The following is a 16,998-nucleotide window of genomic DNA, read 5'->3' as shown; positions in this document are numbered from 1 at the left end:
CTTGGCAGTCTCAGCGCCGGCAACTCTCTGTACATGCACAATAGTCTTGATCTCCATCTCATCGGTTTATGGACGAATTTGTTTTGTTGTTATGAGAATAAGATTATTTACTCTCATTGTCAATAACTTTTTAAATATATTTTTAATTTAATTAATTTAATCTAATAAAATTTTGGATTATCTGTTGGCCGACTTCCCTATCCGTCATGATCGATTCTGGGTGAAATTGTACGCCATAGACCTTATTGTTTTCGTCCGCAATCGCCATGATTTCATTATCTGCAGTTTGTGCTGAAACGTTCAATGTCGTAGGAATATCAGTGACGATCAGAGAATGATATCTAGCTCCTACGAATGAATTTGGACAATTCTCAAATAACGCTCCACCATGCACTAACTTAATATCCGACGGCTTACCGTGCATCAATACTGGCGCATGTACTACTTGTCCACCGTATACTTCAGCAATAGCTTGATGACCCAAACAAACTCCAAGGATCGGCACACGACCGATAAAATGCTTTAATTGTTCCAACATATACCAGCATCCTCTGGACGGCCAGGTCCCGGTGAAAAGATCAGCTTACTAGGGTTTCGAGCTACCAATTCTTCAACTGTCAATTCATCATTCTTAACCACAACGATCGGCTCATCACTTAAAGTCCCCACCAACTGGTACAAGTTATACGTAAAACTGTCGTAATTGTCGATTAAATATATCATGCTCTCACCTCCACGGTTTTCTTTAAAGCATCAATGACCGAACTCGCCTTGTTATTGAATTCTTGAAATTCATTTTTGGCGACACTATCTGCTACAATACCAGCACCAGAATGGACAACCAAATCATCATTTTGACGATAAGCTAAACGAATGCCGATACAAAAATCTAAATCACCTGAGAAATCAATATAGCCAATACAACCACCATAGATTCCTCGTTTGCGTTGTTCTAATTGGCTAATTATTTTCATTGCGCTAATTTTGGGTGCACCAGACAGTGTCCCTGCAGGCATTAATGATTCTACAATATCGATTGCTGAAGACTTATCATCAACTAGACTTTCGACTGTCGAACCCATGTGCATAACGTTACTGAACTTCAATAATTCCCTGACACGAGTGACTTTTACACTGCCAAATTGACTTATCTTACCCAAATCATTACGACCAAGGTCGATCAACATATTGTGCTCCGCTAATTCTTTGGAACTAGTCGTCAGTTCATGCGCAAACTTATTATCCTCCACGACTGTCTTGCCTCGTCTCCTCGTTCCTGCCAACGGATAAGTATATAAGCTACGACCTTGCTTAGTGATCAGAGTTTCAGGTGAAGCACCGATAGATTCAAAGTTATCATGCTTGAAATAAAATTGATACGGCGTGGGACTGCTGGAGAATAGTTCCTTGGCAGCAGTATATAAACTACCGCGCATCTTACCGTGTTGCGGATTTGAGAGAATCAACTGAAAAATATCACCATCAACTATATGCTGTTTGGTCTTTGCAACTTTATCCTCAAATTCAGCAAGTGAAAACTGTAGTCTCAATGGACTCGTGATTTCAAAATCATTTGCTGTAGGCATTGTCAAATCACTAAGTAATAAATGCTTCAATTCTTGTAATTTGTTGATGGTCTGTTCATAAGTCGAATCAAGTTTTGAAGTCGGGACTATGCTAGACAAAGTCACCGTTTTGGTTTGATGATTAAAGGCAATCACCCGCTTAACTAGCAACAAATCAACATCGTTCAAATTATATGGATCTGAGATTTCTTGCGGCAATGTTGGATTAGCAAATCGAGCAAAATCATATCCGAAATAACCTGATAGTCCACCAACAAATGGCGGTAATTCAGATATTTTGGGTATTTTATTTTCTGATAAAATTTTTTCTAGTACCGGTTTCAAATCTTGCTTAGTGTGACTATTATTCAAGAATCCATCTTTATAAACAAGCGTCTTCTCTGGGTCGATACCAATAAAAGTATAGCCATCTTCCTCAGACTTTGGTCGTCCAGTAAACAAGAAACAGGCAGTTTGGTTCTTCTTCAAATATTGCATCACTTCCAACGGCTCAAAATTCACATCTTGATAACTGATAGTCACTGGTGACATTGGATAGTCTTTACTTAGCTCTCTTAACTCTTCTAAATTCATCTTTTCTCCCCCAAATAAAAAATCCGCCCATAAACTTATACAGTTTAAGGACGGATTTCCGCGGTGCCACCTCATTTTAATAGACCAATAGTGTATACAAAATAACACGCAACACTACAGCCCATTACTCTTAGCGAAGGGCTAACACCCTCCCGACAACTTACGTATGCCTAACGTTTCCCTGTACTAATCTGATTTTACAATCAAACATTCGAGAGAACCCTCGATGGTCCATTTAACTACCTGCGTTTGGTTGCACTCTCATCAGCGGCAACTTTCTGTGCATGCACAATAGTCTTGATCTCCATCTCATCGGTTTATGGACGAATTTGTTTTGTTGTTACAGAGAATAAAAGTATTTGGATAATTTGTCAACATAAATATTTAATTAGATTAGTGGTTGTTCATCCCTCATCATCAGAATAATCAAAGTGCTCATTTCCAAGAATCTCAATGATTTTAGGCAAATCCTTGCCTAAAACAACCATCGTTCGATCTGGTCTTCCTGGTGCAAAAACCAATTTTTCTTTGGAATATAATTCTTCATCCACAATCAATGGAATATCACTAGGATAACCAAATGGTGAAACGGCTCCCGATTTTTGACCCGTCTGTTCTTCCATATCATCTGACGAAACAATCGATAATTTTTCACCAACAACATGTTTCAAAAGTTTGAAATCAGTTCTTTTAGTCGTGAAAGTTAAGACTACGAAATTACGTCCATCTTTGCCTTTTAAAAATAAACTTTTAGTTTCTGTACCAGTAAATCCCTTTTCAGATTTAACAACTAAAGCATCTTCGTTAGTGTAAATTGCACGATGCTCGTACAATTCATAATAAATATTTTCTTGTTTGAATTTTTCGGCTAAATTAATTATTTTCATAGTAAATTCTCCCAATCTTGATTGACTATATTATATCTGGATACAATAATTAAACCAATCGATTATGATTGATATCGACGATTGGACAGCACAAAATGACGCAATAGTTGATTAAATTGATCTGGAACTTCTGCCATGATGTCATGACCAGAGTTATCCACTACAGCTGAAGTAACATTTTCATTTTCATCTGCAACAATTTTAGCAAAATCAGAATTATAATATGGACTTTCTTTAGCGGCTACCAGCATTATTGGGTGGCTGCTTTTTTGTATTGTTTCGTGCCAGTCTTTGGTCACATGATCAAATAATAACGGAAGATTAGCCACCCGATCAAAAGGATATTTGTTTTTAGCAAGATTCAATTTTACCATCACTCGAAAATTCAATCCATGCAACGTTTCATGTACATCGGCCGGCTGTGAAGTTTCAGTCCGATAATTGTCAGTATTAATATTCATGAATCCGTAATGCCAATCCATATCATTTAACATTTTAACCGTCTGATCAACACTCATCACGGCCGCCACATTATCATATCTCGACAAGTACCCATAACAAACACTAGCACCCATCGAATGTCCAATTAACAATGGCTCGTCAAGTTGTAGATAATCAATTAATTCGTGCAGATCTGTAATTAATCGACTCATTGTCAATCCTGTATTGGTGCGTTCTGAAGCTCCATGATTTCGATGATCATACGTTATCACTTGATAATTCATCTTCACCAAATAATCAACTTGTAATTGCCATATCTCCTGATAACCACCGAACCCAGCAATCAAAATCACTGGTTTACCAGTTCCATAAATGTTGTAATCTAATTCAACCTTGTCATCTGTTAAAAATTTCATTGTCTACCAAAAAATCCTGGAAATTAATCCAAGATTTTTAATCCTTCTCTATTTCTGCCCATGGATCATTCGATAGTTTCGGACCATCAGCAGTTTTAATCAATATTGTGTCACTAGTACTCTTGGCAAATTCCTCGAGTGAAAAGCCTTTTTGACCATGAACAACTTGAAAATCAGCATGAACACCGAATTGATTCAATTTGTTCAATAATTCGACCGATTCTTCACGAGATAATTTTTGGCTTTCGTACCAAATCAAATCTAAATCACTGCTACTTTTGGCAGTGGATGCACCACTAGCTAATTCAAATCCCACACTACCGCTGATTCCCCAATGGTAATTATTCAGCAATGGAGCAATCTTTGGAAATGCTGCAATTGCTGGTAGCATCCGTCTGACTTCTGGTAACTTGTCCCAACTGTTTTGAATCAAAGAATGTGGTGTGATGATATCCTCAGAATGTAATTTTGCACTCAAAACATATCCAGCAAATCTTTGTTCACGTTTGACCCCTCGAACACCAACCGGTATTTTCCCATCAACGGCGTGTCCACGACGAACGATGACCAATGGTGTTTTATTGAGACTTTCCACTACCCAGTCAGGAATTACTTGTTCACTAAAAAAATCGACAACAGTAATTTTTATTAAATCATGCGGTAAAACTTCTATGCGTTCCATTGTTCAAAAACAGCTTTGCGTACAGCGTTAGTTGCTTTACGACCACTTTCAATCGCAATTGGTGTTTCATAACGGAAGTGCAGATCAGCTGGTTTGCCAACTGTAGTTTGGATAGCTTCATCAATAATTGAATTGATCTTAGCAACATTTTCGTCAGTAGCATCATATGAACCGATACCCTTAACCAACTTGTACAAAGCACCAAGTTTTTCATAGTTGTCAATATCATAAGCCATAGCTGGAACATGCTTAGTAGCTTCTTCAAGTTCAGCAATCGTACGTTGTGTGATACGAGCAGCACTAGCTTTTGACATAGCTTGAATTGTGATTGATGTATCGTCTAAGGCAATCAATCTATTTGATTGGAGACCATGTGCTAAAAATCCACCAGAGACAGCATCACCAGGGATGAAGGCAATGACTGGATGTCCAGCTTGGCGAGCCTTAGCATAAGCGGCAGCACTTGAACCTAAGGCAACGTGGATACCAATCAATTCTTCTTGATAACCATATGCTTGACTAGGTACATCAACTACCATGATGATTGGACGTTTAATATCTTTATCGGCGTCATCAGCGACAACTTTGTTGACGATACTTGCTACAGCAAATCCTTCTTCAAGACCTACTTCACCATCGCGAACACGTGGGAACTTGTTGTCAGCATCTGGAACGATAGCAACATATTCTTTACCATCTTTTTCAGCATGCAAAACAGTTGATACAGAACTCTTAGCATTCTTAATACCAGTTAGTTTTTCAAACCAAACACGACCACGACTCTTTGTACCTGGTGTGTTGCTTCCAACAGCATCATCGATGACGTGTTTCTCAGATTTAACTTCTGAATAAAGCTTGCGATAGCCGTCAATATCAAGTTTCTTACTCAAGTCCAACTTATCCAAAAGGCTCAAATAGAAATCAATATTTTCTGTTCTATGTGCATCTTTTTTGGCATCAATAGCATCTGAAACTGACTTCTTAATATTATCAACTGTATCTTCTACAACTTCATCAACTAATCCAGTCGCTAATCTTTGCTTAGTACCCAAAGTATTCCAAATCAAATCTTTGTCACTGGAATCAAACTCACGAACACCAGCTTCTTGTTCAATAACTTCTGGTCCATTAAGAGCAATTCTAGCTTTCTTAGTTGCAATCAAGTATGAAAGAATTGAAGCAGTGATTGACATACCGCCGAATGATCCCACACGTCCAGGAACTAGACCAATGACAGGAACAAATTTCTTCAAAGCAATAACTGCATTTTGAATTTCAGAGATCGATAGTAACCCATAATTGGCTTCTTGTAGACGAACACCACCAGTATCAAGAACTAGCACCGGATAAATCGTCTTACCAGCTTGATTATCTTCAAGGGCTTTTTCAAGGGCAGCAACGATTTTAGCACCACTAACTTCACCAATACCACCGCCTTGGAATTTACCTTCGATCGAAATAACTAGAGCGCTTTTGCCATTGATAGTACCACGCATCAAGACAACACCGTCATCACTTTCAGGAACGATTCCTTGCGGTTCCAAGTGTGGTGAAATCATATTATCGAGTGGACCAACTAATTCACGGACATCATCGTCAAGCAATGCCTCAGCACGTTCACGTGCATGTAATTCAACAAAACTATTTTTCATCCTTTAGTGCCTCCATTGCTTGAGTCAAACGTAAGTTAACAACACCGGGAGTTGAGCCGAAGTCATTGATCTCAATATTTGCTTGAATTGGATATCTTGCGAAGAAACGATCCAAAACATTTTGCCAAACTTCTTTGAAACCATCACTACCAGTAACGATATTAATATCTGACTTAGTATCAGTTGTGGGACGGAAGATAACTTCAAGATCACCAGAGGCAACTACACCAACGTGAACTGGTTTTTGGATGGGTTCTTTTGTATCAAAACTAAAGTGTAATTTTTCCATTTATTTTTCTCCTAAACGAATTATAAAAACTATTAAGTAGCTCTAAATTATGACCAACTTCTGAATTTCGCAGGTGGATTATATAGTCCATCTGACCAATCGACGATGTCATCCATTGTTTGAGCAGCAAGAAGTGAACGCTTGGCCTCACTACGATGTACACCAATATCTTCTGGCAATGCGACAATTCCACGAGCACGTAAGTCAGCTAGTTGCTTAGGATTACTTCTCAAACCAACCGGTGTAACTCCGGCAACTGCTTCGATGGCAATTTGTCTTTCGGCCATACTGTCAGTCTTGTACAAGTATGCAATACCCTCTTCAGTTACGATATGTGTTGTATCTTCTGAATAGATCATGATTGGAACATTAGCTAACTTAGCTTCTTTTCTAACTTCTTCAGCATCCAAGTGATCAACGAAAACTGGTTTCTTATTTGAACCAAATGTTTCGACCATTTGTACGACTAGTTTTTGTCCTTTACCTAGTGGGTCATTGTCAGGACGAAGACTTTGCCAAGCTGGTGTTGAGTGACGACGACCAGTTGGGTTACTTCCCATGTTAGGAGCACCACCTAAGCCTGATAGACGGCCATTTGTAACAGTTGATGAATTACCGTACTTATCGATTTGAAGAGTTGAACCAACGAACATATCAAGTGCATATTGACCAGCCATCTGACCAAAGGCACGATTTGATCTCATTGTTCCATCTTTACCAACGAAGAAAATATCAGGACGATGGGCAATATAGTTTTCCATACCAACTTCACCACCGAAACTGTGGATAGTCTTGACCCAGCCACTTTCAATAGCAGGGATCAATGTAGGTGTAGGGTTAACTTCCCAGTTAGGAACGATTTTACCTTTCAGGCCTAGTTGTTCACCATATGTAGGTAACAATAATTCAATGGCAGCAGTATTGAAACCAACACCATGGTTAACTGATTGAACATTATGTTTCTCATAAATACCACGAATTGCCATCATACCCATAAGAATTTGTAATTCAGTAATATTTTGAGGGTCACGTGTAAATAATGGTTCTAGTTGATATGGTTGATCAGCTTGAACAACAACATCAACCCAGTCACCAGGAATATCAACACGTGGAACTTCATCAACGATTTCATTAGCTTGAACTATAACGATACCGTCCTTGAAAGCAGCTGATTCAACAATAACTGGAGTCTCTTCAGTATTTGCACCGGTGTATAAGTTACCATCACGGTCAACCTTGTCAGCAGCGACTAAGACAACGTTAGGGATTAAGTCAACATATAGACGAGCATACAATTCAAGATATGTATGGATATCCCCGACGTTCATTGTTCCGTCAGCAATCATTTGTGAAATACGGGTACTTTGTGGTCCAGCAAATGAGAAGTCCAACTTGCTGGCAATACCTGTTTCAAAAATATCCAAGTGTTCTGGTCTTGAAACTGAAGACATGATCATATGTAGATCATGAACTTTTCCGGGGTCAACTGAAGCTAACACCTTTGACAAGAAACTAGCTTGCTTTTGGTTATCCCCTTCCAAAACAACTTTATCACCGGGAGCAATCAAGTCCTCTAATAATTCTTTAGCATTTTCAGTTTTTACAAACTTGCCATCCATCATTGATGCAACATTTTCTAATTTGGAATTTTTAGCATCATGATTAGTGGTCCAACTTCTTTTAGTCATTTATTTTCCTCCATTTTTTTAATAGAAATTCAGTATCATCAATTCCCATTTCACTCATGGTAATATTTCTCAGATCAGGAAATTTGGTATGAATCAATCTAGTGAATGCATGCCCTGGTTCTAACTCAACAGTCGTATCAATGCCTAATTCACTGGCAACACTCATCATCGTGTCCCAATAAACTGGATAGATCAGATTGTTGATCATATCCTTCTTGATCTCATCAACGGTATGAACAGCATGACCATTGTAATTAGTTAGATATGTACAAGTGGGACGATGTAACTCAATCGTCTTGAAAGCTTCTTTCAAGGCATCAGCCGCTGACTGCATCAATGGTGAATGCGATGGATTAGGTACTTTCAAAATAAGTGCCTTTTGAGCGCCATTTTCTTTGGCTAGATCTAAGACTTTATTGATACCGTCCAGAGAACCAGATAATGCTGTTTGTAATTCAGAATTTTGATTTGAAACATAAATATCCGGCGCATTGACCTGCTTAACTAATGCGGTAACTTCCTTACGAGTTAAGCCAACAATTGCCCCCATGCCGTAGCCAACTGGATAAGCTTCTTTCATCTTAGTTGAACGAAGAAAGACGATCTTAATCGCATCATCTTCACTCAACACTCCGGCAGCGACAGCCGCTCCGAATATTCCTAAGGAATGTCCAGCAACAACTTCAGGCTTTTCTTTGATTTGAGTTAATTGTCTAACATTAAATAGTTGTAATATCAAAATTCCTAGTTGGATTTGAATAGAATCCTGATACGCAACTCCATCATCAGTTAACTCCATTCCTGTCAATTCCTTAACCTTTAACTTCAAATCCTGTGGTACATCTTTAAGCATTCCCGGACGCTGCCCACCTTGTCCTGGAAATATCCACAATGTACGCATACATTCACCTCCAAATCATTTACCTTATTGATCTCACAACAGACAGTATATAAGCAGATTCATAACGTGTATAATACATAAATTGAATAATACATAACTAAATGGTTATTAATAGAGGATAAATAAATGAATTTAACACAACTAAAATGTTTTGCAGTCGTTGCCAATCAAGAAAGCATTACCAAAGCTGCTGATATCTTATATATTTCTCAACCCGCTGTCAGTAAAACAATCCGACAATTAGAAGAAGAATTGCAAGTCAAGCTCTTCGATCGAACTGGTCGAACATTAAAATTAAATCGTGCTGGACGACTATTCTACAGCTATGCCAATGACAGCCTAAAAGAATTAGATCGTGGTATTAATGCGGTCAAAGGTGGTGTGGATAACTCTGAGCATCCCATCTCTATCCTGATGGAAGTTGCTTCGCCGTTCATCCCTAGTATCGTCTTCAACATCAAGAATAAATTTCCTAACGTCCGACTAAGTCTGGCACAACATACTGTCCGTGAGGCTGACTTCAAACAATTTGACTTCATCGTTACTAGTCATCCTCTAAAAGACCTGACTAACGTGCCTGTATTGAAGGAAGAAGTTTTTGTTGGATGGAATTTAACTGCTGGTTATACAAAAAAATTCATCAAGCCAGAAGAACTGACTGATGAAAAATTTGTTGGCCTAAATAAAAACAACCCTTTACGTAATACGATCGATAGTTATTTTGACAAACGCGGCATAACTATCAACTATATGTATGAATCAGATGATCCGGCTACTATTAGAGGATTGATCGAAGCTGGCATCGGTCTAAGCTTCATCCCTTCTGTTACTTGGCAGACTATCAGTTCACAAGTCCAACTAGCCAGACTGACACCTGATCCATTGGAACGAACGATTTATTTGTGTTCACCATCAAGTAATTTAACCGATATTCAACGTGAGATCAGTAATGAATTAATCAAATTATTTTTGAGTTTCCAACACTCAGAATTAAAAATTTAATTTGCAATTTGTTTTGTGAGCGATTATATTAGCATTTAACAAATCCTTTTGTTGGTCTCACAATCAATCAAAGGGGAAATGACTAATGAATTCAAGATTAGACAATACAAGACCCGCCGATGTCGGGGACTATATGAAAGTATTCGCTTGTACTGCCGTTATGATGCAGACCGTTCTTGGTGTTGTACTCGGCACCAATCCACCAGATAATATTCAATCAATTATTGGGATTATTTATAACCTAGTTAAGTTCACAGCACCAGCCTTTATTTTTGGTATCTTATACACAACTACCAGAACTACTGGTGATAACACTTGGAATAACTACGGTGGATACATGAAGAAACAATGGTCTGCTCTTTTTGTACCAACGATTTGGTGGACGCTGGCTTATCTATTGATTTTTCCGGATGTCCAACAAGTTAACCAATACAACAGTATTGGCAGCTTCTTGTGGCACTTCATCAATGGTAATGCCGCACCTCACTTGTGGTATAACACTATGATGCTACAATTCATCATCCTGATGCCTTTCTTCTGGGCACTTGGCCACTGGGTCAAAAAGAGTGTCACTCGTGCCATCTGGACTATCGCACTAACCATTATCGGATATGCTGCTTGGTTAATGTTTTACGATACCAACGTCTTCCACGGAGCACAAGCAACCAACTGGTACTTACTAGATAGATTATTTGTCAGTTTCGTGATTTACGGTATCTTTGGTGTCATTGCTTGGGTCTACCGTGAACAATTCGAAATCTTTATCAAAAAAACTTGGATCGTATTATTAGTAGCGCTCATAGCTGTCTATTATTGGACTAACACTGAATTATCAGCCTACGGATTCCCAGTTCAATTAACTAATGCTCCTTACTACAAGCCATCCATGACCATCTACGCACTATTAGTCATTGGATTAGTTGCTGCATTAGCAATGTACCATCTCAGAAATAATTCTAAAGCTCTTCCAGTATTTCATTTCTTAGCTGTCTATGCATATCGAGCATACTTATCGAATGTCTTCTGGTTCCAGATAATCTGGAGAATTGGTGGCAAAAACTTAGCTGCTAATCACCCATTAGTAGCAATCATTGTCTGTTACTTAATAACTTGGTGCTTAGGATTCACGTCGGCATATACGTTCCATATTATCTGGCAACGTGTTAAATCAGGGTTCTTAGATCGACAAGTGTCTGGACAAGTCAAATAACGATTAAAAAAATAAGATTTGTGCGATAATTAAAAAAGTTATCACACAAATCTTATTTATTTTTATATTTCGAGGTTTGTTTGTTGACCCGATACTGATTGTATGCTAAATTAGCACTGTACTATTAAGAGTGCTAAAAAATAACAAGTGCTAATTAATTAGGAGGCAGTTTATGTTAGTTCCTACAGTTATTGAACAAAGCTCACGTGGCGAACGTGCCTATGATATTTATTCAAGATTATTAAAAGATAGAATCATTATGTTATCAGGTGAAGTTAACAGCCAAATGGCTAATACAGTCATTGCTGAACTACTATTCCTTGATGCTCAAGACTCAGATAAGGATATTTCAATGTATATCAATTCACCCGGTGGCTCTGTTACCGATGGATTAGCAATTGTTGATACTATGACTTCGTTAAGTCAGACGTTCAAACAATCGCTACTGGTTTGGCAGCTTCAATGGGAAGTGTTATCTTGTCATCAGGTACAAAGGGCAAACGTTTTGCTCTTCCAAATTCAACTGTTCTTATTCACCAACCACTCGGTGGTGCTCAAGGACAACAAACAGAAATCGAAATTGCCGCTCAAGAGATCTTGAAGACAAGAAAGAGATTGAACCACATCTTGGCTGATAATTCTGGTCAAACATTTGAAAAACTTCAAAAGGATACTGATCGTGATAACTACATGACAGCCCAAGAAGCTAAGGATTATGGTTTGATTGATGAAATTATGACAAATCAAGCTGAAAAATAATAGTTTCAATCTAATAAAGACTAATCGCAAATGCGATTAGTCTTTTTTTATTCTTCAGAACCTAGCTCTGCCCGACGATTCTTAATAATCATCTCTAACTCTTTCAGATCAGATACAGTCGACTTGTTGCGAATAAAACTACGAGCTGATGATCTCATCGCAATATAATTTGCGCGTTCTCGGTTATTTCTGTGCCATTTTTCGTTAGCACGTCTCTGTGCGTCTGTTAATGCCATAATACCTATCTCCCTGTATTTGATTATTACCTATAATCATTATACCGAAATTTGTTAAATAAACTTTTCATATATTATAATTTTCTTTTACAAAACACGATATTTTATAGAATATAAAGTGCAGTTTTTTTGATTATCAATTATCATATTTTTATTTGAAAAATAATTTTCAGATTGTATCTCTTACTGTCCAATCCAGACTAGTTGTATATTTACCCGACGGAATCGCTGTATTGGCACCGTTTATATGCAATAACAGGCCCTTATCATCTGCCCAAGAAATCGAAGACATAGTCTCACCATCCTTCGAAATATAAATAGGCACTGGACCACCAATTGTTAGTGGTGTAAATGAATTATTATTTGGATCATAGAATCTCAACTGACCTGGAAACTGCACGCTACCATTTGTCAAATCATCCATTTGCTCAACCGATATCGTCTGACTCTTCTTATCTGAGTCACTTCTATCATCTTGAACCGACAATACTGGTGCATCGTCATTCTTAACTCGATGTCTCAATACATCCGTGGTAACAAATGAATTAAGACTACCAAAGTCGATATTAACTGGCGCCAAAGAAATTCCACCACCAGGTTCAACTGTATTGTTAAAATTGATCAGTTGTTCCCTACCACTTGCATCAATATATAATGGTTTACTAGGGTTACTATTCTCATATCCACCGATACCCTTAAAAGTTGGCGTAAATGTAAAATCACTCTGATTATCATTTGTTACTGTTCCATTAAAGACAAGTTTGAAATTCGTATCATCGATTCCTTTTGGATCAAGATTGACGTTATTTACAGTCAATAATTGCTTAGTACTGTCATCTGAATCCTCAGCTACACTTACATTGTTCGGATTAATTACACTAACATTTCCATCATCATCCGTAAATTTAAAGCTATCGGTATCAATATCCATTCCTTTAGAGATAGGTACTGTATAGGTACTTTTTGAAATAGTTCCCGTATTCTCTCCAGTATTGTCATAAGTTAAATTAAAGTTGGCAGTATATTGAATCGCATCATCTTTTTTGACATTTTTGACGGCCAAGTATTTGCCATCCGAGTCTGGAGAATCGCTCTCACTATTAGTCAAGTTATGAATCTCGTTGTCTAACTTAACTTCCGGTAACTGCTCCGGTGTTGTTGGCGTTACTGATGGTTCAACGACATCTCCACCAAAATTAGTCACAAGCTGGCCAGTCTTAGTAGTAGGAAATAAAATTCCGGATTTGTAAGTATAATCCAATATTAACTCTGCATAGACACCATTCATGTATGGATATTCTATGGGACTATTTTGATCAGGCTGTTTATAAAACAAATACTCGGAGCTTAATTCTGAAGAATCATAGCCGTTCAACACATCCGTTACATCATCTGATATAGCCGTTGGATTTGTTTCGGCATTTCCCTTCAAACGATAATCCCTCTTCCAATGAAGACTTAAACCCGTAATTTGGAAATTTTTCAAATCTGTCCGGGAATATGATTTCATAGAATTATAAACTTCATCAAAAGTATCCGGATTGATACTAAAATGCATCAAAGTGTTCACATCAGCATGCTGAATATAATCATATGAATCAACAACTCCACCAAGTGAAAGCATTAGACTTGCAGGCATGTTATTTGTTATCTGAGCCGTAATTTGCATATAACCACCTGACGGTAAACCCACATTAACACCTCTTACATCTGTGGTGGATCCCACTAAAGTTGCTGTTTTATCAGAACTCATGGTAATTGAATCTCCAAATCCTGTAATTGTGGCCGTCTTACCGATCTTTGTCGATGATACTGGACTGTCTACACCTCTTTTAATCGTCCAGGTATTTACCGTTCCTGGAGCATTATTATTAATACTTTTTAAGGATATAGTTGTTGTGTTAGCAACATTTACATCATTTCGGATTGTACTAAATAAATATCCAACATCCGCTTCGATATAATACCCATTAGCATTAACATCTCCAGTCGTGACTTTATTATATAAAGTCAACGGAGAAACCAATGAATTCAACAAAGTTGTCTGATTAGCATCAGGCGTGATAGATAGTGGTGTACTGAATTGTGTAACAACGTCTGCTGTTAGCTGTTGATTAGCTTGCTCAGTTATAGCCAACGTTTTTTTGGAATCTGCATTAGGTGTCAAAGATGAAGTAGTTTGTTCATTAGTTCGTTTATCAATCGCAATTGGTGATCCAAAAGTGGCTGCTTCTGTGGTAATTGGCTGAACAAAACTACTTAACAATAGAGCAATTATTAGTATTCTACTCAAAAACAAATTATTAAATTTCATTTTGCTTCCCCCTCTCAGTAAGTTACAAAAAATATAAAAAGAGACCATCCACAATATACATGCGATGATCTCTTAAATATAATTAATAACTAGCGTAGAGAGTTGCCCAGTTAGTTTTTATAGTCGTACTCTTAGAACCTTCTTTAAGAGTTATCTTTGCTTGATATTGTGTTCCATTATCTGAAGCAGTTGTATTAGCTGTCGTGTATGAAACGCTATTACTCTTACCTAAATATTCTGCTTTTGTTTTACCTGGAGCTTTCTTATACCACTCGATCTTGATACGATTGTCATTAATAACTCCTGTCAGACTATTCGTATCACCACGAAGTGTGAAGGTAGCTGGTTGACCAGATGGAACAGTTTGGTTATCTAATCCGCCACCCACTTGAACATATGTGGTTCCAATTACGAATGAAGTATCCATATTGCGGAATGTCCCAGTAACCTTAACTACACCGGATAAGCTCTTATCGTTAGCCGTGATCTTACCCGTGCTATCAACTGTAGCTAAGTTAATATTATCGACGCTCCATGTGACCTTACCAGTTGAACTGATTGGATCAACAATCGCATGTGCATAAGTAGTATTAACTTGACCTTCACTATTGTTATAAATGTAATCACTGTCTGTGCTTATGCTGACACCAGTTGCATTAGTTGGAACGTTAACTGCATTAACTTCTGCAACAGTTGAATAAATATGTGTCTTAGCTACCCAACCTGTTAAGTAATTCCAATATTGTGTGTCTAATTGATACCAAGTTCGACTTTGTTCCGTTGTTTGAATTGGCAAGTTCTTACGATGACCATTTTGCCATTCAGGAACCTCAGTCCAACTAATCCCATCGTCTGATTTGTACCATCTGTAATGTGGTGCATCAAAGACTCCACCCAAGACACTCCACACTGAACGAGCAGCATCAGTGTTCAGTGTGATCTCATTGCCAACAACCTTATAAGTAACCGCCTCTGGTTGAAGATCATAACCATTGGTATTCCAGATATTCAAGAATTTGTTAGGTTCAGGTGTTGCCGTGAAAGCACTATTGGTCAATGGTGTTCCCACTTCTGCCGCTTGTGTATCTTGGGTAGAAAATACTCCTAGCATCAATAAAATAACGAACAAAAATAGTCCATAGCGTTTAAGCTTGATATTATTCATAATTGAACTCTCCCTATTTAACTGATAACGTTGCCCAGTTTGTAGTTAATGTAGTTTTCTTTGTACCTTTGCGCATAATTATCTTTGCTCTATATTGATCGGCATCATTTTCTTTCGATACCGGGTTAGTCGTGTAATAAAGATTAGTTGTCGAACCAAGTAATTTCTCTTTACTATCTTTTTGAGTAGCTTGTTTTGAATACCATTCAACTGAAATATTGTTATCATCCCAGTAACCATAGAAGTCATCGGTATTACCCTGCAATTTAAAGGTGGCTGTTCCACCGACTTTTGCAGTTTGATTATTCAAACCACCACCAACAGTTACCTGCGAACGGCCAACAACCGTTTTAACATTACTTTCAGTTGAACCAGTATATGTCGCTATAACTGAGGCTTTTCCAACTGAACCTTTTGAGTTGGCAGTTATTTTACCAGTATTCTTGTCGATTGTTATTAGATCTGGATTATCAGTTGACCATTTGATCGTACCAGTTGCGTTAGTTGGATTAACTGTTGCGTGTGCGTAAGTTACATTCATCAATTCATCACTAATGTTGTAGATATAATCACTATCAGTTGACACATTCACAGAATCAGCATCGATGCTTTCAGTCAATGCATTGACTTGTGTGACGTTTGAATAAATGTGCGTCTTAGTCAACCAACCAGTTAAATAATTCCAATACTGTGTATCTAATTGATACCAAGTTGTTCCTTCTTCGGTGGCATTAATTGGCATATTCTTTCTGTGACCATTTTGCCATTCAGGTACCTCAGTCCAAGTCTTACCATCGTCTGATTTGTACCATCTGTAATGCGGTGCATCGAAAACTCCACCGATAACTGACCAAACTGAACGTGCGGCATCTGTATAAATTGTCTTGGTAGCATCGTTAACTTGAATGTTGTAGACAGGATCTGGTTGCAGATCGTAACCATTAGAATTCCAAATATTCAAAAACTTAGATGGTGCTGGCGTTGGGTCATTCAAGTAATATTGCAATTCAGTTCCTAAAGGTGCAGCATTCACCTCAATATTATTTTGAACAACAAATGTACCCAATGCTAAAGTAGAAAATAGCGTGACTAAACCTAGTTTTGCTGCTTTTCCCCTATTCATCATTTAACCTCCAAATATAATATTATTTTTCACAAATAAGTATACAATTTATCATATTATTGAATAAACCGTAT

General features: G+C 37.8%; 14 protein-coding genes and 2 pseudogenes. 3 read left to right on the top strand and 13 right to left on the bottom strand.

The window, feature by feature from the left end; genetic code table 11:
• Nucleotides 1-151: 151 nt before the first annotated feature.
• The 9 genes and pseudogenes from JCM14932_RS14155 to JCM14932_RS01350 form a co-directional block, all read right to left on the bottom strand.
• Nucleotides 152-723: pseudogene (locus JCM14932_RS14155) on the bottom strand (anthranilate synthase component II).
• Entirely contained in the window at nucleotides 720-2,159 is a 1,440-nt protein-coding gene (locus JCM14932_RS01385) for an anthranilate synthase component I family protein (RefSeq protein WP_025023278.1), read from the bottom strand. Before JCM14932_RS01385 ends, JCM14932_RS14155 begins: the two are co-directional and overlap by 4 nt.
• Nucleotides 2,160-2,563: 404 nt before the next feature.
• Nucleotides 2,564-3,040: a YbaK/EbsC family protein gene (locus tag JCM14932_RS01380; RefSeq protein WP_025023277.1), complete on the bottom strand. Its 477-nt coding sequence runs from the start codon at nucleotides 3,038-3,040 to the stop codon at nucleotides 2,564-2,566.
• 68 nt (nucleotides 3,041-3,108) lie between these two features.
• The gene (locus tag JCM14932_RS01375; protein WP_025023276.1) at nucleotides 3,109-3,903 is read right to left on the bottom strand and encodes an alpha/beta fold hydrolase; all 795 of its coding nucleotides are present in this window, start codon (nucleotides 3,901-3,903) and stop codon (nucleotides 3,109-3,111) included.
• A gap of 37 nt (nucleotides 3,904-3,940) precedes the next feature.
• Complete coding sequence (locus tag JCM14932_RS01370) at nucleotides 3,941-4,585, bottom strand: malonate decarboxylase holo-ACP synthase (protein WP_025023275.1); 645 nt, start codon at nucleotides 4,583-4,585, stop codon at nucleotides 3,941-3,943.
• A complete protein-coding gene (mdcD, locus tag JCM14932_RS01365) occupies nucleotides 4,573-6,237 on the bottom strand; it encodes a biotin-independent malonate decarboxylase subunit beta (RefSeq protein WP_025023274.1) in 1,665 nt (554 codons plus the stop codon). Before mdcD ends, JCM14932_RS01370 begins: the two co-directional genes overlap by 13 nt.
• Nucleotides 6,227-6,526 carry a malonate decarboxylase subunit delta gene (locus tag JCM14932_RS01360; protein ID WP_025023273.1) on the bottom strand — a complete coding sequence of 100 codons (300 nt, stop codon included), beginning with the start codon at nucleotides 6,524-6,526 and terminating at the stop codon, nucleotides 6,227-6,229. The genes mdcD and JCM14932_RS01360 overlap by 11 nt, the downstream gene beginning before the upstream one ends.
• Before the next feature lie 47 nt (nucleotides 6,527-6,573).
• Entirely contained in the window at nucleotides 6,574-8,214 is a 1,641-nt protein-coding gene (gene mdcA, locus JCM14932_RS01355; RefSeq protein WP_025023272.1) for a malonate decarboxylase subunit alpha, read from the bottom strand.
• Complete coding sequence (locus JCM14932_RS01350; RefSeq protein ID WP_025023271.1) at nucleotides 8,207-9,115, bottom strand: ACP S-malonyltransferase; 909 nt, start codon at nucleotides 9,113-9,115, stop codon at nucleotides 8,207-8,209. Before JCM14932_RS01350 ends, mdcA begins: the two co-directional genes overlap by 8 nt.
• A gap of 126 nt (nucleotides 9,116-9,241) precedes the next feature.
• On the opposite strand from JCM14932_RS01350, the gene JCM14932_RS01345 reads away from it, so the two are divergent.
• From JCM14932_RS01345 to JCM14932_RS14150, 3 genes and pseudogenes are all read left to right on the top strand, one after another.
• Nucleotides 9,242-10,117 (top strand): LysR family transcriptional regulator, encoded by an 876-nt coding sequence (locus tag JCM14932_RS01345; protein ID WP_025023270.1) that lies wholly within the window; start codon nucleotides 9,242-9,244, stop codon nucleotides 10,115-10,117.
• Nucleotides 10,118-10,202: 85 nt separating this feature from the next.
• Nucleotides 10,203-11,327: an acyltransferase family protein gene (locus JCM14932_RS01340; protein ID WP_025023269.1), complete on the top strand. Its 1,125-nt coding sequence runs from the start codon at nucleotides 10,203-10,205 to the stop codon at nucleotides 11,325-11,327.
• Nucleotides 11,328-11,499: 172 nt separating this feature from the next.
• Nucleotides 11,500-12,086, top strand: a pseudogene (locus JCM14932_RS14150) (ATP-dependent Clp protease proteolytic subunit).
• Nucleotides 12,087-12,133: 47 nt separating this feature from the next.
• Here the strand turns inward: JCM14932_RS14150 and JCM14932_RS01330 are convergent.
• The 4 genes from JCM14932_RS01330 to JCM14932_RS01315 form a co-directional block, all read right to left on the bottom strand.
• Nucleotides 12,134-12,322 (bottom strand): hypothetical protein, encoded by a 189-nt coding sequence (locus tag JCM14932_RS01330; RefSeq protein ID WP_025023268.1) that lies wholly within the window; start codon nucleotides 12,320-12,322, stop codon nucleotides 12,134-12,136.
• 169 nt (nucleotides 12,323-12,491) lie between these two features.
• Entirely contained in the window at nucleotides 12,492-14,636 is a 2,145-nt protein-coding gene (locus tag JCM14932_RS01325; RefSeq protein ID WP_025023267.1) for a hypothetical protein, read from the bottom strand.
• Nucleotides 14,637-14,718: 82 nt separating this feature from the next.
• The gene (locus JCM14932_RS01320) at nucleotides 14,719-15,801 is read right to left on the bottom strand and encodes an Ig-like domain-containing protein (protein ID WP_025023266.1); all 1,083 of its coding nucleotides are present in this window, start codon (nucleotides 15,799-15,801) and stop codon (nucleotides 14,719-14,721) included.
• A 13-nt stretch (nucleotides 15,802-15,814) separates the two neighbouring features.
• Nucleotides 15,815-16,927 carry a hypothetical protein gene (locus tag JCM14932_RS01315; RefSeq protein WP_155832050.1) on the bottom strand — a complete coding sequence of 371 codons (1,113 nt, stop codon included), beginning with the start codon at nucleotides 16,925-16,927 and terminating at the stop codon, nucleotides 15,815-15,817.
• Nucleotides 16,928-16,998 lie beyond the last annotated feature (71 nt).

The organism is Companilactobacillus nodensis DSM 19682 = JCM 14932 = NBRC 107160 (assembly GCF_000615905.1).
Lineage (GTDB): Bacteria > Bacillota > Bacilli > Lactobacillales > Lactobacillaceae > Companilactobacillus > Companilactobacillus nodensis.
Note: the sequence above shows the minus strand (reverse complement) of the source record. Positions and strands in the feature narration are given on the sequence as shown.

Excerpts from the sequence above, each read along its gene's own strand:
- JCM14932_RS01360 (WP_025023273.1), bottom strand. The coding sequence starts at position 6,526 with ATGGAAAAATTACACTTTAGTTTTGATACAAAAGAACCCATCCAAAAA.
- JCM14932_RS01330 (WP_025023268.1), bottom strand. The coding sequence starts at position 12,322 with ATGGCATTAACAGACGCACAGAGACGTGCTAACGAAAAATGGCACAGA.
- JCM14932_RS01375 (WP_025023276.1), bottom strand. The coding sequence starts at position 3,903 with ATGAAATTTTTAACAGATGACAAGGTTGAATTAGATTACAACATTTAT.
- mdcA (WP_025023272.1), bottom strand. The coding sequence starts at position 8,214 with ATGACTAAAAGAAGTTGGACCACTAATCATGATGCTAAAAATTCCAAA.
- JCM14932_RS01370 (WP_025023275.1), bottom strand. The coding sequence starts at position 4,585 with ATGGAACGCATAGAAGTTTTACCGCATGATTTAATAAAAATTACTGTT.
- JCM14932_RS01345 (WP_025023270.1), top strand. The coding sequence starts at position 9,242 with ATGAATTTAACACAACTAAAATGTTTTGCAGTCGTTGCCAATCAAGAA.
- JCM14932_RS01350 (WP_025023271.1), bottom strand. The coding sequence starts at position 9,115 with ATGCGTACATTGTGGATATTTCCAGGACAAGGTGGGCAGCGTCCGGGA.
- JCM14932_RS01315 (WP_155832050.1), bottom strand. The coding sequence starts at position 16,927 with ATGATGAATAGGGGAAAAGCAGCAAAACTAGGTTTAGTCACGCTATTT.
- JCM14932_RS01340 (WP_025023269.1), top strand. The coding sequence starts at position 10,203 with ATGAATTCAAGATTAGACAATACAAGACCCGCCGATGTCGGGGACTAT.
- JCM14932_RS01385 (WP_025023278.1), bottom strand. The coding sequence starts at position 2,159 with ATGAATTTAGAAGAGTTAAGAGAGCTAAGTAAAGACTATCCAATGTCA.
- JCM14932_RS01320 (WP_025023266.1), bottom strand. The coding sequence starts at position 15,801 with ATGAATAATATCAAGCTTAAACGCTATGGACTATTTTTGTTCGTTATT.
- mdcD (WP_025023274.1), bottom strand. The coding sequence starts at position 6,237 with ATGAAAAATAGTTTTGTTGAATTACATGCACGTGAACGTGCTGAGGCA.
- JCM14932_RS01325 (WP_025023267.1), bottom strand. The coding sequence starts at position 14,636 with ATGAAATTTAATAATTTGTTTTTGAGTAGAATACTAATAATTGCTCTA.